Below are 19,763 nucleotides of genomic sequence, written 5' to 3'. Positions count from 1 at the left end.
AATCATGCAGTGCGAAACAGCCGCTTCGAGAGCGGCCAGCCATCCGGCGCCAGCTTGAAGAGCAAGCCGCAGCGGGCAAAGACGATCGCCGTCAGCAGTGAGAACCAGGCGCCGAAGGCAAGGCCGGCGATGACGTCGCTCGGATAATGGGCGCCGACCATGACACGCGTCATGGCGAGCCAGATGGCGCAGGCTATGAAGGCAACACGGTAGCGTGGAAACAGCAGGGCGAAGGCGGCGAAGAAGGCGCCGACCGTGGTGGAATGGCCGGACGGGAAACTTTCGAAAGCGGAATGGCCCGAAAAGGGCGTGAAGGAAAACATACCGTAGTCATGGAAATGATCGGGACGTGCCCTGCCGATCGCCCGCTTCAGCAGATTGGCGAGAAGCCCGGAGAAGACGACCGTGATGAAGAGATACGCGCCGATCCAGCTGACATAGAGCGCCTGAGCCTTGGAGCGCGCCGTCTTCACAAGCTTGTAGCCTGCCCGGCCCTGAAAGAACAGCAGGATGCTGGTGTAGATCAGCCAGGCGGAATCGCCGAAACCGGTCAGCATTTCGCCGAGGTGCTTCACCGGTGCAGGAGCCTTGCTGGCGCCGATCGGTGCATCGAAGAGCAGCATGGAAAGGATCACGGCATTCAGCGTGATGAAAAGGCAGGTCTGCCAGCGCAAAGGCGGCATGCCGGCATTGCTCCGGTGCCAGCGCCGGTTGAGGGAAGCCCAAAATGACCGCATTCCGTCGTCCGTTCGAATTTTGCTCTAGAGCGCCGCGCGTCCAACAGGATGCACTAAGGACGCTCTATCACTTTGAATTGGCGCACAATGCTTTCCGAACATCGATTCCGATTTCGAGGCTATGCACTGGTTAAAATCCGGCGCAAAAATACACGAGATTGTGGCCGAGGATAGTCTGCTTGGGATAATTCGACCGAGCCGATAGGGCTCGCGGTCTTGAGAAAAAAGCCCTCCGCAAGAATCCTGCGAAGGGCCGGAACTGTTTCACGTGAAATATCAGGCGGAAAGCGTCTTGAACTCGGCGAGGATCGCATCGCCCATCTCGATGGTGCCGACCTGCCTTGCACCATCGGCCATGATGTCACCGGTGCGGATGCCCTTGTCGAGCACGTTGGCGATCGCCTTTTCCAGATCGTCGGCTTCCTTCACCAGATTGAAGGAGTAGCGCAGGCACATGGCGAAGGAGGCGATCATGGCGATCGGATTGGCGATACCCTTGCCGGCGATGTCAGGGGCCGAGCCGTGCACCGGCTCGTAAAGCGCCTTGCGCTTGCCGGTCTTGCCGTCAGGCGCGCCGAGCGAGGCCGATGGCAACATGCCGAGCGAGCCGGTCAGCATGGCGGCGACGTCGGAGAGCATGTCGCCGAAGAGATTGTCGGTGACGATCACGTCGAACTGTTTGGGCTGGCGCACCAGCTGCATGCCGCCGGCATCGGCCAGCATGTGCTCGAGCTGGACGTCGGAGTATTTCGACTTATGCGTTTCGGTCACCACCTGGTTCCAGAGCACGCCCGACTTCATGACGTTGCGCTTTTCCATGGAGCAAACGCGATTCTGCCGCGTGCGGGCCATTTCGAAGGCGACTCCGGCGATGCGCTCGATCTCGTAGGTATCATAGACCTGCGTGTCGATGCCGCGCTTCTGGCCGTTGCCGAGGTCGATGATCTCCTTCGGTTCGCCGAAATAGACGCCGCCCGTCAGCTCGCGGATGATGAGGATATCGAGGCCTTCGACCAGCTCCGGCTTCAGCGACGAGGCCGCAGCAAGGGCCGGATAGCAGATGGCGGGGCGCAGGTTAGCGAAGAGCTGGAGATCCTTGCGCAGGCGTAGCAGGCCGGCTTCCGGGCGTACTTCATAAGGCACGCTATCCCATTTCGGACCGCCGACGGCGCCGAACAGAACGGCATCGGCGGCAATCGCCTTCTGCATGTCGGCTTCCGAGATCGCAGCGCCATGCGCATCATAGGCGCAACCGCCGACAAGGCCTTCGTCGGTGACAAAACCGGCATTCATCGCCTCGTTCATATAGGCGATGATCTTGCGGACCTCGCCCATGGCCTCGGGACCGATGCCGTCACCCGGCAGCAGGAAAAGATTGCGCGCTGTCATGAAACCCTCCTGGGAAAAACAAGTTGCGGTTTCTTAGACCCCGGAATTGGGCATTTCAAGCGACAGAAGCGGTGAATCGGTACGCTTCGCTCTGAGCAGTGACGGTTGCTCCTGCGTCCGCAAACGGATTAAACGGTTACCCTATCTTTATCCTGGATGGTTCCCATGCCTTTCGTACCTCTCCATCTCGAAACGCCCTTGGTTCAGACGGCACCTGGCTATAGCGCCAGCGGCAAACCTCTCTGGCTGAAGCTCGATGCTCTGCAGCCTTCCGGCAGCTTCAAGCTGCGCGGCGTCGGCCGGCTTTGCCAGCACGAGGTGGAAAATGGGGCGCGCGAGATCTTCTGCGCTTCCGGCGGCAATGCCGGCATTGCCGCGGCTTATGCCGGCCGGGCGCTCGGTGTGCCGGTCACGATCGTCGTGCCGGAGACGACGGCGGCCGATGTCCGGCAGACGATTGCCGCAACGGGTGCGAATGTCCTCGTTCATGGTTCGGTTTTCGATGAGGCCAATGCTCATGCAGTCGAACTCGCCCGGAGCCGCAAGGCAACCTATGTTCACCCCTTCGACCATCCGCTTCTGTGGGATGGCCATGCCACGCTGATCGACGAGGTGGTGGCGAAGGGGGCAAAATTCGATTGCGTCATTACCAGCGTCGGTGGCGGCGGGCTGCTTGCCGGCATTGTCGAGGGATTGAAGCGCAACGGGCTTTCCGATGTGCCTGTTATCGCCGTCGAAACGGAGGGGGCGGCCTCGCTGAACGCCAGCCTCAAGGCGAATGAGCGTATCACCCTTCCCGCCATTACTTCGATTGCCAATTCGCTCGGGGCGCGGCAGGTGGCGCAGCATGTCTTCGACTTGCCGAAGCAGCATCCGATCGAAAGTGTTGTCGTCAGCGACGCCGATGCCGTTGCCGCCTGCCTGAAATTTGCTGATGCGCAGCGCATTCTGGTCGAGCCGGCTTGCGGTGCGGCCCTTGCGGTTGCCGATGTACATGCCGGGCTGCTTCAGCGCTTCGATAATCCGCTTATCGAAGTCTGCGGCGGCATCGGCATGTCGCTCGAAAAACTCAGGGGCTGGAAAGAAAAATTTCTTTGACCCAACCAAAGAAAAAGCCGGGCGAAAGGCCCGGCTTGATCGGTAACCGATTGGATAGGTTCAGGCTGCCCAGGGGTGCGAAGCAGCGTTCTTCTTTTCGAAGCTGTCGATCGCCTTGCCCTTTTCCAGCGTCAGGCCGATGTCATCGAGGCCGTTCAGCAGGCAGTGACGCTTGAACTCGTCGAGATCGAACTTGATCAAACCACCATCGGGGCCGGTGATCTCAAGATTCTCAAGATCGACGGTCAGGACGGCGTTGGAGCCGCGCGAGGCGTCGTCCATCAGCTTGTCGAGATCTTCCTGGCTGACCTTGATCGGCAGGATGCCGTTCTTGAAACAGTTGTTGTAGAAAATATCGGCAAAGCTGGTCGAGATGACGCAGCGGATGCCGAAATCGAGAAGCGCCCAGGGCGCGTGCTCGCGCGAGGAGCCGCAGCCGAAATTGTCGCCGGCAACGAGGATCTTGGCATCACGATAGGCCGGCTTGTTCAGCACGAAATCCGGGTTTTCTGAGCCGTCTTCGTTATAACGAGCCTCCGCGAAGAGGCCGGTGCCGAGGCCGGTGCGCTTGATCGTCTTCAGATAATCCTTCGGAATGATCATGTCGGTGTCGACGTTGACAACCGGCAGCGGCGCTGCAACGCCCGTGAGCTTCACGAATTTATCCATGACCTATGCTCCATTTCAGCAAATCTACTTTCTGAATTTGCATCTAGTCCAGTTTTTCGCCGAAATGAAGGAGAATCTTTCACAGATGGCGGCCACGCGACGTTTCGCGCGGTCCGCCGATTGCGGCCTGTCCCTTATTTGGACGGTGCGTTCAACCCCCAGAGGACGCCGAACGGATCACGAAGCTGGCCATAGCGATCGCCCCAGAACATCAGTTCGACCGGCATGACGACTTCGGCGCCGGCGGCAACCGCGCGATCCCACCAGAAATCGATATCATCGATCACCAGTTGGATGGCAAAGCCTTCATGGCCTTTGAAGGCATGGCCGTATTCGGGATAGGCGTCCGACAACATCAGGGAACTGCCGTTGATGTAGAGATGCACATGCATCGTTCTGCCGCTCTCGTCGACCGGCACGAGATATGCCTCTTCGGCGACGAAAGCCTTCTTGTAGAATTCCGCAGCTTTCACCGCGCCATCGACCGTCAGATAAGGCAGCAGGCCATTCTTGACCGGCGGCATCTTGGTCGAGTTGCTCTCTGTCGTCGTATCCATGCTCGTCCTCCATACGTTTTTCACGAGCCGGCGGAATGCCTGGCTGTTTCAAGGACGCATGATGGAATCTGGAGCCGACAGTGTCGGTCAAAATTTTTGGAAAATCCGGTGATCAGAGATCGATGATCGTGCCGCGGCCGTCGTTCCACACGCGCATCTCACGCTTACCGTTGTTTGCCTTGGCGCGGACCGGAACGGGCTTCATCTTCATCGAAAGCGCACGTCCGACCATGAGCACGGTCAGGATGCCGCCGACGGCGAGCGTCACCGAAAAGGTGAAAAGCAGCATGGCCACGAAAACGGTGGCGCCGGCAAGCATGAGGAAGATGGAGCGACTGTTCTGCATGGTTAGAGACCTTTCTTCGGAAAGGAATGTGGTCCTTCTCCTTCCTCTCTGCAAGGCAAGCATGGCTTTTTGTTGTTCTGCTAGATGTTCTGGGGTGGGCTGCTTGCTTCGGCTTTCAAAGCTTGGCACTAATTCGCCATGAGCCGAAACCCCACGACCCGCTCCATGCGCCTGCGCCGTTCGGTGCTGAGCGTGCCTGCCATCAATCCCCGCGCCCTCGAAAAAACCCATGCGGTCGATTGCGATGCGGTGATCTTCGATCTCGAGGATTCCGTGGCGCCGGAAAAGAAGGCGGAAGCGCGGGAAAACCTGAGGAATTTCTTTTCGGCTCGACCGCTCGAAGGCAAGGAGCGGATCATCCGTATCAACAGCCTGTCCACCGATTTCGGCCTGGCGGACATGGAGCTGGTGACGGCGCTTGCTCCTGATGCCGTGCTGCTGCCGAAGGTCGACGAACCGCAGGATGTCATGGCGCTCAGTGACTTTCTCTCCGAGGCGGATGCGCCGGAAGATCTGCGCATCTGGGCGATGATCGAGACGCCGCGCGGCATCCTCAATGCGGCTGTTATCACCGAAGCCGGGCGCACGCCGGGCTCGCGGCTCGATTGCCTGGTCGTCGGGCTCAACGACCTGCGCAAGGAAACCGGCGTGCTTCCACAGCCAGGGAGGAACTATCTCGTGCCGTGGATGATGCAGGTCGTCCTTGCTGTCAGCGCCTACGGGCTCGATGCGATCGACAGCGTCTTCAACGATTTCAGGGACGAACAGGGTTTTGATGCCGAATGTCTGCAGGGCCGGGCCATGGGCTTTGCCGGCAAGATGCTGATCCATCCGGCGCAGATCGAGCCCGCCAACCGCCATTTCGGTCCGGATCCGGCAGCGATTGCGGAAGCGGAGGCGATCATGTCAGCCTTTGCCGACCCCGCTTCCGATGGGCTGAACGTCATCAATGCAGGCGGGCGGATGGTCGAGCGGCTGCATCTTGTCCAGGCGGAAAGTCTGGTCCATAAAGCCCGCCTGATCGCAGCCCGCCAGGCTGCAGCACGAAAGACGATGTGATGAAACTCTACCGCTTCCTGACCGGTCCTGACGATGCTTCCTTCTGCCATAAGGTCACCGCCGCCCTCAACAAGGGCTGGTCGCTGGAGGGCTCCCCGACCTATGCCTTCAATGCCGCAATCGGCGCGATGCAGTGCGGCCAGGCCGTCGTCAAGCATGTCGAAGGCAAGGATTACGATCCTGAGATGAAACTCTCCGAACAGTGAGGTTTTAGCGCATAACCCCGAAAATCGTAATCGATTTTCGGAAAGGATTATGCGTGATTGAAAGTGATAGAGCGTCCTTAGCGCGTCCTTGGACGCGCGGCGCTCTATCGCTCGGCTGCTTCCTCGGCGCTTGCCTCGATCCGCTCCATGTCATCGTCGCTCAGCCCGAAATGGTGGCCGATTTCGTGGATCAGGACGTGGGTGATGATATCGCCGAGCGTCTCGTCGTTCTCAGCCCAGTAATCGAGGATGGGGCGGCGGTAGAGGCGGATGCGGTTCGGCATCTCGCCGGTTTCCACCGTGAAACGTTCGGAAATGCCCCTGCCCTCGAAAAGGCCAAGCAGATCGAAAGGGGTTTCCAGCGCCATGTCCTCGAAAACGTCGTCATCGGGGAAATCTTCGATCTCGATCGTGAGGTTGGTCGTCAGCTGGCGGAATTCATCCGGCAGATGGCTATAGGCCTCCATCGCCAGCGACTCGAAGGCGCTGATCGTCGGCGCATGGCGGTCCCGCCAATCATCGCTCTGGTCTATGCGGGCCATGAATATTCCTTCCTTTGCGGGCCCATATAGAACCTTTATCGCCGATTTTCGAGTGCGGAATCAAAGGCAGGAATATTTTCATAGAAAATGGCCGTTGACTCTTCATTAGCTCTCTGGAATCTATAAGAACATAACAGGAACAAGACGGATTGGAGAACGCCATGGCGCAGCACGCCCTGGCGCGCGAGCGGCTTTTTGCGCTCCGCGAAACCATCGCCAGACTGGAGGGAAGGCCCGCGCCGGCGCTTGCCGCAGCGGAACGGGAAGCCCTGGCGGAAGGACGTAAGACCCGCCAGGGGCGCACGCTGCCGCCCCTGCCGTTTGGGGTGGAATTTCTCGACGGGGCGCTGGAAGGCGGCTTGCCGCTCGATGCGATCACCGAATTCCGTTCCGCTCTGTCTCGCGATGCCGGCGCTGCAAGCGGGCTGGCGATGGCTGTTGCCGCGCGGCTGCAAAAACAGGAAGCGGATGCCGGCCGTCTTCTGCCGTTGCTCTGGATCGGCGATGCCGTCGGCACGCTGGAGGCCGGCCGTCCCTATGCTCCCGGACTTCGGGATTTCGGGCTGAACCCGGAGCGGTTTTTCCATGCCGCGCCGCGCAGGCTGGACGAGGCGCTCTGGCTGGCGGAGGTGGCGGTGGAAAGTGCTGCCTTCTCGGCCGTCATCTTCGAAGTCCGGGGCAATCCCGCCCATTTCGGCCTGACCGAAAGCCGCAGGCTTAGTCTCAGGGCGCATGCTGCCCGCCGTCCGCTCTTTCTTGTCCGTCAGGCCGGGGCGGAGGAGGCAAGCAGTGCGGCCTTGCGTCTGCATGTCGAACCGGCCCCGTCCGCTCTGCGGTCGTTGCCGGATGGATCGAAACTTTCCGGCAGCATCGGCAATCCGATTTTCCGTCTGACGCTGGAGAAGAGCCGAAATCCGGCCCCGCTCTCCTTTCTTTTGGAGTGGAATCCCCATGAACGCGAATTTCTCCCTGTCGCCGAACCAAACCTCGTTCGTCCTCCAGGCGAACAGTCAGCGCATTCTGGCGCTCAGCTTCCCGCATCTGCCAACGGATCGCATCGCCCGCAAGCGATGGGGGCTCTCCTGGCGTTCGAAAGGGCGTCCTGAGACGCCGCCTATCGTCTGTTCCGGCAAGCTCAACAATGCCATGCGGCTGACGGCACTGGACGAGTTGGCCGAGAGGCTGGGGTTGAGGAAGGAGCTGGGCGTTGCCGAAGCGCGCGCCATGTACCCCATGCTCGAGGTCGCGGAAGAGGATCCGGCGGCCGACCGCCGGTTGCTGGAGGCAATTGCCGACTGGTGCGACCGTTATACGCCGCTGGTGGCGTTCGACGGCAAGGACGGCCTGTTTCTCGACATTAGCGGCTGCGCCCATCTTTTCGGCGGTGAAAAGGCGCTTCTTCGGGATGTGCTGTCGCGGCTTTTTCATATGGGGTTCGATGCCCGCGGCGCGATCTCATCGTCACCCGGCCTTTCCTGGGCCGCGTCCCGCTTCGGGCAAGGCGGCGTGATCGAGGAGGAAGAGACGGAACATGTGCTGGTGTCCTTGCCGGTTGCAGCCTTGCGGCTGGAAGGACGGACCGTCGATGCTCTGAAGAAGCTCGGTCTGAAATATATCGGCGACGTCATCGATGCGCCGCGAGCGCCATTGACCCGCCGGTTCGGCCCGGAGCTGCTTCTGCGTCTCGACCAGGCGCTGGGACGTGAAGAGGAGCCGGTCTCGCCCCGGCGTCCTGTTGCCAGCCTCTCGGCCGAAAGCCGGCTGATCGAGCCCATCGGGACGGAAGAACAGATCCTTGCCGTCACCAGGCAGGTGGCCATGTCGCTGCAGCCGTCGCTTGAGGCGCGGGGAGCCGGTGGGCGGGTGTTCGAACTGGTCTTGTTCCGCGTCGACGGCAGGGTCTTCCGTATCTCCGTCGGCGCTTCGCAGCCGCTTCGCGAACCAAAGTTCATCGCCGGACTTTTTTCCGAGCGATTGCAGGCGGTCTATGACGATCTCGATGCCGGCTATGGTTTCGAGATCCTGCGGTTGAATGTGTTGCGGCACGATCCCTTCAACGAGGCGCAGGGTGATTTCGAGGGCGACCGTCAGGGAGAGGTCTCGCTTTCGGCCTTCGTCGACCGGGTCTCGGCCCGACTTGGTGCGGATTGCCTGCAAAGCTTCCAGCTCCGCGAGAGCCATGTTCCGGAACGCGCCGTCATCACGGTTCCTGTGATGGAGAGCCTTCCCAGGCGGAAGGCAGCGCAGGACATCCAGCTTCCTTTCCGCGAAGAGCGCCCGCTGCGGCTCTTTGCAACGCCAGAGCCCGTCGAGACCATCCTTGCCGAAGTGCCCGATGGTCCGCCGCAGATCTTCCGCTGGCGGCGCATTCAGCATCAGGTGGCAAGAAGCGAAGGGCCGGAACGGATCGCCATGGAATGGTGGATCGATGGGAATGACGCCGAGTCGCGCGACTATTTCCGCATCGAGGATGAGACCGGACATCGCTTCTGGATCTATCGGCGGGGCTTTTATGGTCAGGCGCTTGATCCTCGCTGGTTCATGCATGGCGTGTTCGCATGACAATCGCGCGCGCATTCTTCGAGATCGGCACAAGGACGAATTTCTCGTTTCTTGAAGGCGCCTCTGGCCCGGAGGAGATGGTCGTGCAGGCTGCTCGTCTACGGCTCGGCGGTCTCGGGATTGCGGACCGGAATTCGGTTGCCGGCGTGGTGCGGGCGCATGCGCAGGCGGAGCAGCTTGAGGAGAGATACAAGAACAAGGATGCGATTCTGGCCCAAGCGAAGAAGGAAGGAAAAAAGGAGGAGATCCTCGATCCTATCCGGATTCAGCCGGGCGCCCGTCTCGTCTTTTCCGATGGAACGCCTGATATCCTCGCCTATCCCCGGAGCCGGCGAGGCTGGGCGAACCTTTGCCGTCTTCTGAGCGCCGGCAATCTGAAGGAGGAAGCGGTCAAGGGAAGCTGCATTCTGACGGAAGCGGAACTCATGGAATGGGGGGACGAGATGATGCTTGCTCTCGTTCCCGATCGCACCCTTGTCGGTCATCAGGCGGGTCAGCCGACGCTGGAAGATTACCTGGAACGGTTTCGCAGGCGCTTCCGCAAGGCTTTTTATATGGCGCTGGCGCCAGCCTATGATGGCCGCGACAGGCAGGTCTTTGCGGTGCTTGCCATGCTTGCCGCTCGAAACCGTGTGCCGCTGATTGCAACCAACCAGCCGCTTTACCATCATCCTGAACGCCGGCCGCTTTCGGATGTCGTGATCGCGATCCGGGAGCATGTGCAGATATCGCAAGCCGGGTTCCTGCTGGCGCCGAATGCTGAACGTTACCTCAAGGATTCACGTGAAATGGCCCGGATCTTCCGGGAGTATCCTAATGCGATCGAGAATACTCAGACATTCTTCGACAGGCTGACCTTTTCGCTGAAGGAACTGGAGCACAATTATCCGCCGGAAAACGATCCTGGTGAAACGCCGCAGGAGACTCTCGAAAGGCTGACGAGAGCGGGAGCCGCAAGACGCTATCCCAAGGGTATCCCGCCCAAGGTGGCGCCACAGATCGAGTATGAACTCGATCTCATTAAAAAAAAGAAATATGCCTCTTATTTCCTGACGGTTCACAGGATTATCCAGCACGCCCGCTATGAACTTAAGGTCTTGTGCCAGGGGCGCGGATCGGCGGCAAATTCGGTCATCTGCTATTGCCTCGAGATAACGGAAGTCAATCCTGAAAAGAGTACGCTTCTCTTCGATCGCTTCATTTCGATGGACCGGGACGAGCCGCCGGATATCGATGTCGATTTCGAGCATGACCGGCGTGAAGAGGTCATCCAGTTCATCTATAAAAGATACGGCATAGAACATGCTGGGCTGACGGCGGGGGTGACCACCTACCGTACGCGCTCGGCGGGCCGCGAGGTCTCCAAGGCCTTTGGGCTGTCGGAGGATGTCCAGTCGGCGATCAGCAGCCTCGTCTGGGGCTGGTCGGAGGATAATCTCTCGGAGCGGGACGCGAAGGCGGCGGGTCTCGACATCAAGGATCCGGTGACCCGAAACGTTCTTCAGTATGCGTCCGAACTTCTCGGCTTCCCGCGCCACCTCACCCAGCATGTCGGCGGCTTCGTCATCACGCGCGATAGGCTCGACGAGGTGGTACCGATCATGAAGACGGCGATGCCGGATCGCTACATGATTGAGTGGGACAAGGACGACCTCGATAACGTCAAGATCCTCAAGGTGGATGTGCTGGCGCTCGGCATGCTGACCTGCCTGCGGAAGGCCTTCTCGCTGCTTGAATTGCATTACGACGTGAAGAAGACGCTCGCAGACCTTGGTAACAAGGAGCATGGGGATGAAGGCGAGCCGGTTTACGAGATGATGGGCCGGGCCGATACGCTCGGCGTCTTCCAGATCGAAAGCCGGGCGCAGATGAGCATGCTGCCGCGTCTTAAGCCGAAGGTGTTCTACGATCTCGTCATCGAGGTGGCGATCGTGCGGCCAGGGCCGATCCAGGGCGACATGGTGCATCCCTATCTGAAGCGCCGGGAGCAGCGGGCCAAGAACATTCCGATCAAATATCCGAGCAAGGAGCTGGAAACGGTTCTGGAAAGAACCCTCGGCGTGCCCTTGTTCCAGGAACAGGCCATGCAGATCGCCATTACCGCCGCAGGCTTCAAACCGGCGGAAGCCGACAAGCTTCGCAGAGCGATGGCGACATTCAAGAGAACGGGTACGATCGGCAACTTCGAAAAGCGGTTCATCGAAGGAATGGTCTCAAAGGACTATGATCCGGAGTTCGCGAAGCAATGTTTCAACCAGATCAAAGGCTTCGGCGAATACGGTTTCCCGGAAAGCCATGCCGCCTCCTTCGCACTGCTCGTCTATGCCTCCTCATGGCTCAAGGCCTATTATCCCGACGTCTTCTGCACGGCGATGCTGAATTCCCAGCCGATGGGCTTTTATGCGCCGGCGCAGCTGGTGCGGGATGCACGCGAGCACGGGGTAGCGATCCTGCCGGTCGATATCAATGACTCGAACTGGGATTGCGGTCTGGAAGAGGCCGCTTTCGATCGGAATGCTATCGATTTTCGGCATCATGAGATGCGCGAGATCATCAAGACCCGGCATGCGGTGCGGCTCGGCTTCCGGCAGATCAAGGGCCTTTCGACAGACGATATGGAACGGCTCGTCAGCCATCGCGGCGAAGGCTACAGCTCGGTGCGTGATCTCTGGCTGCGGTCCGGTCTGCAGAAATCGGTCATCGAGCGACTGGCGGATGCCGATGCGTTCCGATCCCTCAAACTGTCACGACGCGACGCGCTCTGGGCAGTGCGGGCGCTGGATGTGAGGAGTGCGACCGAGGAGCTGCCGCTTTTCGAGCAGGTTCGTCATGTCGACCTCCAGGCCGAGCCTGCGGCAAAGTTGCCGGAAATGCTGCCCGGAGAGCAGGTTATCGAGGACTATCGTTATCTCTCACTGTCGCTGAAGGCGCACCCCGTCTCCTTCCTGCGTGAGGAATTGCGCAAGGCCGGCATCACACGCAATGTCGATCTGTTGAAGGTCGCGAACGGAAAGAGGGTGACGATCGCGGGCCTCGTGCTGGTGCGCCAACGGCCTGGTTCGGCCAAAGGCGTGATCTTCATGACGCTGGAAGACGAGACCGGCGTGGCCAATGCGATCGTCTGGTCGAAAATGTTCGACAAATACCGCTCGGTCGTGATGGGCGCTCGGCTGGTGAAAATCCGCGGCAGGCTGCAATGCCAGAGCGGGGTGATCCATACCGTCGTCGAGCATATCGAGGACATGACGCCGGCACTCGGTATCCTGCAACGCGAGGCCCGGCGTTTCGGAGTTTGCGAGCGAGCAGACGAGGTGCTGAGGCCGGGTGCCGATCAGCGGCAGAAAAAGCTTGTAAATGCGCAGGAGAGGGCGGACCCGGAAAAACGCATGGTTGCCACAGGCCGCCATGCGGGCGCGGCGGAAACCGCTGAGGTGATGCCGCGCGGACGCAACTTTCATTAAAAATGCATCGCACCGATCGAGACCATGCGGCGCACCTTCATTTGGCTTATGGCGTCATCATCCTGAAACCGCTGCATAATCCCGAACGACATGCATGGAGGCCTCACCATACATCGCTGTTTGACGCTGTGGGACTCGAATTTTTTCTTGACAGCCACCATCTTCTTTAGCAGAAAACACGATAGTCAGTGTCATGTTTGGAATGAAGACGTGCTTGTCTGCAGCTGCAATTATATAACCGATAAGCAAATCCGGGAGGTTATCACCAACCTTCTCGATGAAGACTGTTGGCAGCTTATCGTGCCTGCGAAGGTCTACCACGCCATGGAAAAACGCGGCCGCTGCTGCGGCTGTTTCCCCAACGTCGTCGACATCATTATCCAGACAACCGAGGAATATCACGCCCGTCGCCACTCGACGGAGACCGAAATATTTGATTTCATGTCCCGCTTGAAACAATTCCATGAGGAAAACAGGAGAGCGGACATTGAAAGGCGACAAAAAGGTCATCGAGCGGCTTAACGAGGCATTGTTCCTCGAACTCGGTGCGGTCAACCAATACTGGGTTCATTATCGTCTTCTTGAGGACTGGGGCTATACCAAGCTCGCCAAGAAGGAGCGCGCCGAATCCATCGAAGAGATGCACCATGCCGACCGGCTTGTTGCACGCATCATCTTCCTCGAAGGCCATCCCAATCTGCAGACCCTTGCACCTCTGCGCATCGGCCAGAACGTCAAGGAAGTTCTGGAAGCCGATCTTGCCGGCGAGTACGACGCTCGCGCGGCCTACAAAAAGTCGCGCGATATCTGTCATGACGCCGGCGACTACGTTTCCATGAAACTTTTCGAGGAGCTGCTGGCGGACGAGGAAGGTCATATCGACTTCCTCGAAACACAGATCGACCTGCTCGGGAAAATCGGCGAGAGCAAATACGGCCAGCTCAACGCCGATTCCGCCAACGAAGCCGAATAATATTCGAACGAGATGCCGGCCGCCGATGGCGGCCGGTGTTAGCTATCGAATTATCAGCTGCCGTCCACCGCGATCGGCTGCATCAAACCGGATCGAAACCGGTGTCCCTCATTTCCATCTGCTGAAATCAAAACGGACCTGATCAATCGCGATCATACAGTATCGATCAGTCTTCCGATTGTAGTGCTGCCAGATGCTGGAACTCGGCCACCACCTGGTCATAGACGGCGCGCTTGAAGGGCACGATCAGCCCCGGCAGTTGCTGCATCGGCTTCCATTCCCAGGCATCGAATTCAGGCTCATGGCCGCCAGGCGGCGGATTGATGGCGATCTCGCTGTCGTCGCCGTCGAAGCGGAAGGCGAACCAGCGCTGCGTCTGGCCGCGAAATTTCCCCCTGAGCCCGATGCCGATCAGTGCCGGCGGCAAATCATAGTTGATCCAGTCTCTCGCTTCGGCAAGCAGGGTCACCGTCTTCATACCGGTCTCCTCGTAAAGCTCGCGGTAGGCAGCGTCCAATGGATCCTCGCCCTTGTCGATGCCCCCCTGCGGCATCTGCCAGAGCTGCGGCGAGCCGTCATATTCGGAATTGCCGACGGAGATGCGCCGTCCTGCCCAGACGAGGCCATCGCGGTTCAGGATCATCACGCCAACGCAGGGGCGGTAGGGCAGATCCTCGGCTTTCACAGTCGCCTGGCTCATCATCTTCTCCGTTCAGGAATTCTTCTCAGGGATATCTCTCAAGGATCCATCTCAAGGATACTTTCAAGGATTCCGGGGGTCGTTGGAAAGGGCGGCAACGCCGACGATCTCGATGCCGCGCATCGCGGCCTCCTCGCTCCATTTGGCGATGGCGTCAACGCTCTCATCGAAAGCCGAGGCGACGCCGATTGCCTGGCCGTTCTTGCGGGCGATGCGCTCAAGCTCGTCGAGCTTCTTCAGGACAGCATTGATATCAAGCTGGCCGTCGAGCTGCAGGTCGGCGAAGGCATAGGGCAGTTCGGTTCCCTTGGCGATCGCCGCCGTCTTCGACTGCGCCGAAGTGCCGTCGTCGAGAAACAGCAACCCGCGCTTGCCGATGTCGCGCATGACAGGTTCCATGGCGGCGGGATCGGACAGGAAACGGCCGCCGAGATAATTCATGACGCCGGTATAGTTGGTGATCTCGCCCATCGCCTTGTGCAGGTTCTCGATGTTGCGGGCGGCAGGTTTCGTGGTCAGCAGCGTTTCGGGGCCCGGATCGTTCGCCGGGTAATCAAAGGGTTCGAGCGGCACCTGGAGGAGGATTTCGTGACCGCCGCGGCGGGCTTCCTGCATCCAGCGCTGCAGGCTGTTGCCGCTTGCAGCAAAAGCGAAGGTGATCTCCTCCGGAAGCTCCGCGATGGCGCGCTGCGTTCCGGTCTGGCTGAGCCCGAGGCCGCTGACGACGATGGCGATGCGGACGCCGCGCGCGCCGGACGAAGGACGCGCATATTGATCCATCGGCCGCCGGCCATCCGGGCCGACGATAGGCAGCCTGCCAAAAGGCGTCTCTTCGAGCAGCGCATCATTGGGTTGGGCTGCCATGCGCGGATCCTGGCCGATCTGCATGGCGTCGACCAGCACCGGCCCGCCGCCGTCACGCGGGCGGGGACTGTATTTGGTGACGACCGAGCCGTCGCCGGTGACCATCTGCTCGACATTGGCGCCCGAGCGCGGGTCGGCGCGGGGCATGCCGTCAGCAGTTTGGCCCGTGGTGGCCGTCGGCGGCTGAGGCGTATTGGCAGGGGGGGTTGCGGCTTGTTCGGCCGCCGGCGGTTTGGTGCGTTCGAGCCCATCACCGCGAAACGCCGTATAGAGGGAAAAGCCGCCTATGGCGAAAAGGCAAAGACTGGCGGCGATGCGGCCAAGGCGCAGAAAACCCGGACGCTTGCGGCCGGTTTTGCGGTTGCGGCCCAGAGGCGTATGCAGGTCCGTTCCCAATTTTTCGCCCGCTCCAAAACCGGGAAACAGCAGAAAGGGTCAAGGCCGGGCGAGGTGCCCGGCCTTGACGTGATCGATTACTTGGCGACGACGGCCTTGTCAGGATTCGGCGGGAAGGCCGGATCAGTCTTCTTGCCGCGCAGAAGGTCGAGCGCGTAATTCAGCTGAACGTCGTCCTTCGGGTCCGGCGGGACGTAGGCAACGGAGCCCGAACCTTCGTCGGTCTCGCTTTGGCCCTTGATGTGGCCGCGCAGGCTGGATTCGCCTTCGGTCACCATCTTGCCCTGCAGTTCCTGCGGCAGCGGCTCCTCGACCTTGATGTCGGGGGTGATGCCGGTGCCCTGGATCGAGCGGCCCGACGGCGTGTAGTAGAGCGCTGTGGTCAGGCGCAGCGCGCCGTTTTCGCCGAGCGGGATGATCGTCTGGACGGAGCCCTTGCCGAAGGAGCGCGTACCGAGAACGGTGGCACGGCGCAGATCCTGAAGAGCGCCGGCGACGATTTCCGATGCGGAAGCCGAACCGCCGTTGATCAGCACGATCACCGGCTTGCCATCCGTCAGGTCGCCCGGGCCGGCATTGAAGCGGCGGGTTTCATCCGGATTGCGGCCGCGGGTCGAAACGACTTCGCCGCGCTGCAGCAGGGCATCGGAGACGTTGATCGCCTGGTCGAGCAGACCGCCCGGATTGAGGCGCAGGTCGAGAACATAACCCTTCAGCTTGTCGGCCGGAACGGTGTCCTTGATCTTCTTGATCGCCTTTTCCATGTCAGGATAGGTCTTCTCGGTGAAGGAGATGATGCGGAGATAACCGACATCGTCCTCGACACGCGACTTGACTGCCTGGACGGCGACGACGTCACGGACGATCGTCAGCTCGATCGGCTTGTCGGCACCCTTGCGGATCAGCGTCAGCTTGATCGGCGTGTTGACGGCGCCGCGCATCTTCTCGACTGCGTCTTCCAGCTTCAGGCCGCGCACGGATTGGCCGTCAATCTCGGAGATGTAGTCACCGGCGAGAACACCGGCCTTGGCGGCGGGCGTATCGTCAATCGGGGTAATGACCTTGACGAGTTCGTCTTCCATCGTGACTTCGATGCCGAGGCCGCCGAACTCACCCTTGGTCTGGGTGCGCATGTCCTCGGCGTCCTTCGCATTCATGTAGCTCGAATGCGGATCGAGCGAGGAGAGCATACCGTTGATGGCGTTCTCGATCAGCTTGTCTTCCGCAGGCGGTGTCACATATTGCGCACGCACACGCTCGAAGACATCTCCGAAAACCGAAAGTTCCTTGTAGGTCGAGGATCCGGCCGCTTCTGCCGGCACACCCGCCGAGTAAATGACGCTCATTGCGGTCGCACCCATCAATGCGCCGACCAGAACAAGAGAAGCCCTACGAATCATTGCGTGCCTTTCCAGTGTCTTTGGCGGTCCACCACGGCCGGGAATCGACCGGTTTACCGTCCTTTCGAAATTCAATGTAAAGCGTTGGCCGGTTCGTTTCCAGCGCCAATGCAGTTGCGCTTGCCACTCTTTTCGCGCCCATCACGGCAAGCGGCTCGCCGGAGAAAACGAATTTTCCCTGACGGGTATTGATCGTATCCATTCCCGAGAGAACCAGGTGGTATCCATCACCCGTGTCGAGGATGATCATCTGGCCGTAACTGCGGAATGCGCCGGCGAAAACCACCAGACCATCCGCAGGCGCCGTCACCACTGTCTCTGGATTGGTGGCGACCGTCATTCCCATGGCCTCGTGCCCGGTGCCGTCGGCATCGCCGAACTGGCGCAGGATATCACCCGTAACGGGCACCTCCAATTTCGCCTTCAATTCTCCGAAGGGATATGCGGGCGCAATGCGGTTTTTATCGGGCACGCCGCTGTCGGCAAGCGCCTTGGCCTGGGCGCGCTGCTCGTCCGTCATAAGCTTGCGGTTCTCCTCCGCCAGGCGGGCGGCAGCGGCGGCATCCCGCACCGAAGCGATCTCGGATTCCATTGAGGCGACCAGACCTTCAAGGCTGGTCGCCTTGCCTGCCAGCTCCTCGGAACGTTTCCTTTCGGCCCCGAGTTCGGTGGCGTTGCTGCGGCTGAGCTTGTCGTTTTCGGCAAGCAGCAGGTCCATGCGCCGCTCTTCCTCGATATCGTTGGTCATCGTCCCGGTCAGCGAGGCCTTCTCGGCAGCACTTGCGGTCTGCAATGCGGCAAGGCTTGCGAGGTCTGCGGCAAGCTTATCGGTCTCCTTGCGGATACCGGGCACGACGGCGCCGAGCAGAATGGCGCTGCGCACGGAGCCGAGCGCGTCATCGGGGGTGACGAGCAAAGCGGGTGGCGGGTTGCGGCCCATCCGCTGGAGTGCTGCCAGCACCTCGGCCAGCAGGCCGCGGCGCTCGTGCAGGGAACGGCGGATGCCATCCTCCTTGACGCCGAGATCGGCAAGCTTCTTCTCGCTTTCGAGGATCTGCTTTTCGAGCGCCTTGCGGCGGGCAGCGGAATCGATCAGTGCCTGGCGGACGCTTTCCGTGCTCTTTTCCAGATCGGCGATGCTCTGCTGAAGCGCGCTCACCTTGTCGGTGGAGAGGCTGATCGTCTTCGACAGGGTTTCGAGTTCGGCACGGGTCTGATCACGCTTGGCGGCAAGTTCGGCCGCCGGATCGGGCGGCGGCGGCTCGGCTGCCGGCTGCGGTGCGGATTGTGCCGCCTCGGGCGCGGCATCCTGCGCCCGGACGATGAACGGATTTGCCGACACGACAATCACCGCCACACCGACGCCGGCCGCGATAGCCGGCAGGATCATGCGGTGTCGCCTGGTGGATGCTCTCGACATGCGTGTTGGGGCACTTTCTCAAATCGCGCGGAGACTAAGCTGATTTGGTGCACTTTGCCATAAGGTTTGCAGGAGAACGGGTGGCCAAGCAAACACGGCTGCGTGACATTGCGACGCATTGCCGGGGTATCGGGCCGACGCATCAGGCCGATGCGGCATCAGACGCGGTGATAGGGGTGACCGGACAGGATGGTGACGGCACGATAGAGCTGCTCGGCGATCAGCGTGCGCACGAGTTGGTGCGGCCAAGTCATCTTACCCAGGCACAGCGTCGCGTCGGCACGGTCGTAAAGCGAGGGATCGAGGCCGTCGGCGCCGCCGATCGCGATGGTCAGCTCGCGTTTGCCCTGGTCGCGATAGGAGCCGAGCAGGTTTGCAAAGGATTCGCTGTCGAGCGCTTTGCCGCGTTCATCGAGAAGAATGAGGATGCTGCCATCGGCAAGCGATTTCAGAAGCATCGCCGCCTCTTCGCGCTTGCGGGTCTCCGCATTGGAGGCCCGGCTTTCGGCAACTTCGGCAACGCGGGTCAATTCGAGGCCGACGGCAGGGCCGGCCTTGGCGAAACGGTCGAAATAACGGGCGGCAAGATCCTTTTCTGGGCCGGACTTCAGCCGTCCCACCGCAAGAAGACCTATTCGCATTCATCCGCTCCCGCTCATGCAGCACATCGGGCGCACGTTACGCCACCGGCCGGCTTGTGATGTTTGCCGGCCAGCCAATGCCACGTCTCAGGCGCCGGACAAAATGCCGGCCCGCCTGTCAGTGCCGTGTTTCTTCATCCATATCCGGAGCCGCCCACATCTTTTCGATGTTGTAGAACTCGCGGATTTCGGGACGGAACACATGCACGATAATGTCACCGGTGTCGATCAGGACCCAATCGCCGCCTTCCTGACCTTCGACGCGGGCCGTACCGAGGCCGTCGTCCTTGAGGTCGGTGAGCAGGTGATCCGAGATCGCCATGACATGCCTATTCGAGCGGCCGGAGACGACGATCATGTAGTCTCCCAGCGCCGATTTTCCGGCAATGTCGATGGTGACGATATCTTCAGCTTTGGAGTCCTCGAGGCTGGCGAGGACGGTTTCTAGGGCACGGGCGGCGGCATCGGCGCCACGTTCCGCACTCTTCGGGATAACGGCGAACGTTTTTCCCTTGGCGTGTACTGTTGTCAGTGCTTTCCCTTTCCTGGAATGACAAACTATGCACAACACAGATCCGATCGCGACCGGATCATGGTTAAGATAGGCATCAAACCATTAATGTTTCAAGACATGCTAAGGTACAGAACGGCCGAAAATCCGATCTGCCGTTCGAATTGAAGTATTTGACTGCTCGGGGCGGCCTCGTGCGGGCGGTGTACAGTTTCCATGCCGCAGCGTAAAG

Annotated in this window: 20 protein-coding genes; 8 read left to right on the top strand and 12 right to left on the bottom strand. The window is 60.3% G+C overall.

What is annotated here, in order from left to right; all coding sequences use genetic code 11:
• Nucleotides 1-2 precede the first annotated feature (2 nt).
• Both lpxE and leuB read right to left on the bottom strand, forming a co-directional pair.
• The gene (gene lpxE / locus AC245Y_RS21805) at nucleotides 3-737 is read right to left on the bottom strand and encodes a lipid A 1-phosphatase LpxE (RefSeq protein ID WP_017995562.1); all 735 of its coding nucleotides are present in this window, start codon (nucleotides 735-737) and stop codon (nucleotides 3-5) included.
• A 276-nt stretch (nucleotides 738-1,013) separates the two neighbouring features.
• Nucleotides 1,014-2,126 carry a 3-isopropylmalate dehydrogenase gene (gene leuB / locus AC245Y_RS21800; protein WP_017995561.1) on the bottom strand — a complete coding sequence of 371 codons (1,113 nt, stop codon included), beginning with the start codon at nucleotides 2,124-2,126 and terminating at the stop codon, nucleotides 1,014-1,016.
• A 165-nt stretch (nucleotides 2,127-2,291) separates the two neighbouring features.
• Here leuB and AC245Y_RS21795 point away from each other — a divergent pair, with 165 nt between their 5' ends.
• On the top strand, nucleotides 2,292-3,224 hold the full coding sequence (locus tag AC245Y_RS21795) for a pyridoxal-phosphate dependent enzyme (protein ID WP_026157517.1): 933 nt from the start codon (nucleotides 2,292-2,294) through the stop codon (nucleotides 3,222-3,224).
• 60 nt (nucleotides 3,225-3,284) lie between these two features.
• Here AC245Y_RS21795 and leuD read toward each other — a convergent pair whose 3' ends face one another.
• The 3 genes from leuD to AC245Y_RS21780 form a co-directional block, all read right to left on the bottom strand.
• A complete protein-coding gene (gene leuD, locus AC245Y_RS21790) occupies nucleotides 3,285-3,893 on the bottom strand; it encodes a 3-isopropylmalate dehydratase small subunit (protein ID WP_012759503.1) in 609 nt (202 codons plus the stop codon).
• Nucleotides 3,894-4,027: 134 nt separating this feature from the next.
• Nucleotides 4,028-4,450 carry a VOC family protein gene (locus tag AC245Y_RS21785; RefSeq protein ID WP_017995559.1) on the bottom strand — a complete coding sequence of 141 codons (423 nt, stop codon included), beginning with the start codon at nucleotides 4,448-4,450 and terminating at the stop codon, nucleotides 4,028-4,030.
• Between the two features lie 112 nt (nucleotides 4,451-4,562).
• Nucleotides 4,563-4,796: a hypothetical protein gene (locus AC245Y_RS21780; protein ID WP_017995558.1), complete on the bottom strand. Its 234-nt coding sequence runs from the start codon at nucleotides 4,794-4,796 to the stop codon at nucleotides 4,563-4,565.
• A 138-nt stretch (nucleotides 4,797-4,934) separates the two neighbouring features.
• On the opposite strand from AC245Y_RS21780, the gene AC245Y_RS21775 reads away from it, so the two are divergent.
• Nucleotides 4,935-5,855: an HpcH/HpaI aldolase/citrate lyase family protein gene (locus AC245Y_RS21775; RefSeq protein WP_017995557.1), complete on the top strand. Its 921-nt coding sequence runs from the start codon at nucleotides 4,935-4,937 to the stop codon at nucleotides 5,853-5,855.
• Complete coding sequence (locus AC245Y_RS21770) at nucleotides 5,855-6,061, top strand: DUF1737 domain-containing protein (protein ID WP_012759499.1); 207 nt, start codon at nucleotides 5,855-5,857, stop codon at nucleotides 6,059-6,061. Before AC245Y_RS21775 ends, AC245Y_RS21770 begins: the two co-directional genes overlap by 1 nt.
• Before the next feature lie 104 nt (nucleotides 6,062-6,165).
• Here AC245Y_RS21770 and AC245Y_RS21765 read toward each other — a convergent pair whose 3' ends face one another.
• Entirely contained in the window at nucleotides 6,166-6,603 is a 438-nt protein-coding gene (locus tag AC245Y_RS21765) for a metallopeptidase family protein (protein ID WP_003543974.1), read from the bottom strand.
• A gap of 161 nt (nucleotides 6,604-6,764) precedes the next feature.
• Here AC245Y_RS21765 and AC245Y_RS21760 point away from each other — a divergent pair, with 161 nt between their 5' ends.
• The 5 genes from AC245Y_RS21760 to bfr all read left to right on the top strand — a co-directional run bounded on the left by AC245Y_RS21760 (nucleotide 6,765) and on the right by bfr (nucleotide 13,599).
• The gene (locus AC245Y_RS21760) at nucleotides 6,765-7,709 is read left to right on the top strand and encodes an ImuA family protein (protein ID WP_017995556.1); all 945 of its coding nucleotides are present in this window, start codon (nucleotides 6,765-6,767) and stop codon (nucleotides 7,707-7,709) included.
• Nucleotides 7,710-7,749: 40 nt separating this feature from the next.
• Nucleotides 7,750-9,165 carry a Y-family DNA polymerase gene (locus AC245Y_RS21755; RefSeq protein ID WP_017995555.1) on the top strand — a complete coding sequence of 472 codons (1,416 nt, stop codon included), beginning with the start codon at nucleotides 7,750-7,752 and terminating at the stop codon, nucleotides 9,163-9,165.
• Complete coding sequence (locus AC245Y_RS21750; RefSeq protein WP_017995554.1) at nucleotides 9,162-12,626, top strand: error-prone DNA polymerase; 3,465 nt, start codon at nucleotides 9,162-9,164, stop codon at nucleotides 12,624-12,626. The genes AC245Y_RS21755 and AC245Y_RS21750 overlap by 4 nt, the downstream gene beginning before the upstream one ends.
• A 90-nt stretch (nucleotides 12,627-12,716) precedes the next feature.
• Nucleotides 12,717-13,148 (top strand): (2Fe-2S)-binding protein, encoded by a 432-nt coding sequence (locus AC245Y_RS21745; protein ID WP_017995552.1) that lies wholly within the window; start codon nucleotides 12,717-12,719, stop codon nucleotides 13,146-13,148.
• Complete coding sequence (gene bfr, locus AC245Y_RS21740; RefSeq protein WP_012759495.1) at nucleotides 13,114-13,599, top strand: bacterioferritin; 486 nt, start codon at nucleotides 13,114-13,116, stop codon at nucleotides 13,597-13,599. Before AC245Y_RS21745 ends, bfr begins: the two co-directional genes overlap by 35 nt.
• Before the next feature lie 166 nt (nucleotides 13,600-13,765).
• On the opposite strand, the gene AC245Y_RS21735 is transcribed toward bfr, so the two are convergent.
• From AC245Y_RS21735 to rsfS, 6 genes are all read right to left on the bottom strand, one after another.
• The gene (locus AC245Y_RS21735; RefSeq protein WP_017995551.1) at nucleotides 13,766-14,299 is read right to left on the bottom strand and encodes an RNA pyrophosphohydrolase; all 534 of its coding nucleotides are present in this window, start codon (nucleotides 14,297-14,299) and stop codon (nucleotides 13,766-13,768) included.
• Between the two features lie 63 nt (nucleotides 14,300-14,362).
• Complete coding sequence (locus tag AC245Y_RS21730) at nucleotides 14,363-15,559, bottom strand: divergent polysaccharide deacetylase family protein (RefSeq protein ID WP_017995550.1); 1,197 nt, start codon at nucleotides 15,557-15,559, stop codon at nucleotides 14,363-14,365.
• Between the two features lie 77 nt (nucleotides 15,560-15,636).
• On the bottom strand, nucleotides 15,637-16,959 hold the full coding sequence (locus AC245Y_RS21725) for a S41 family peptidase (protein ID WP_017995549.1): 1,323 nt from the start codon (nucleotides 16,957-16,959) through the stop codon (nucleotides 15,637-15,639).
• Nucleotides 16,949-18,349, bottom strand: a complete 1,401-nt coding sequence (locus AC245Y_RS21720) for a murein hydrolase activator EnvC family protein (protein ID WP_017995548.1) — start codon at nucleotides 18,347-18,349, stop codon at nucleotides 16,949-16,951. Before AC245Y_RS21720 ends, AC245Y_RS21725 begins: the two co-directional genes overlap by 11 nt.
• Nucleotides 18,350-18,537: 188 nt before the next feature.
• Nucleotides 18,538-19,020 carry a 23S rRNA (pseudouridine(1915)-N(3))-methyltransferase RlmH gene (rlmH, locus tag AC245Y_RS21715; protein ID WP_017995547.1) on the bottom strand — a complete coding sequence of 161 codons (483 nt, stop codon included), beginning with the start codon at nucleotides 19,018-19,020 and terminating at the stop codon, nucleotides 18,538-18,540.
• Nucleotides 19,021-19,138: 118 nt separating this feature from the next.
• Entirely contained in the window at nucleotides 19,139-19,582 is a 444-nt protein-coding gene (rsfS, locus tag AC245Y_RS21710) for a ribosome silencing factor (RefSeq protein WP_003589592.1), read from the bottom strand.
• Between the last annotated feature and the right edge of the window lie 181 nt (nucleotides 19,583-19,763).

It is taken from the genome of Rhizobium sp. SRDI943 (genome assembly GCF_057653695.1).
Note: the sequence above shows the minus strand (reverse complement) of the source record. Positions and strands in the feature narration are given on the sequence as shown.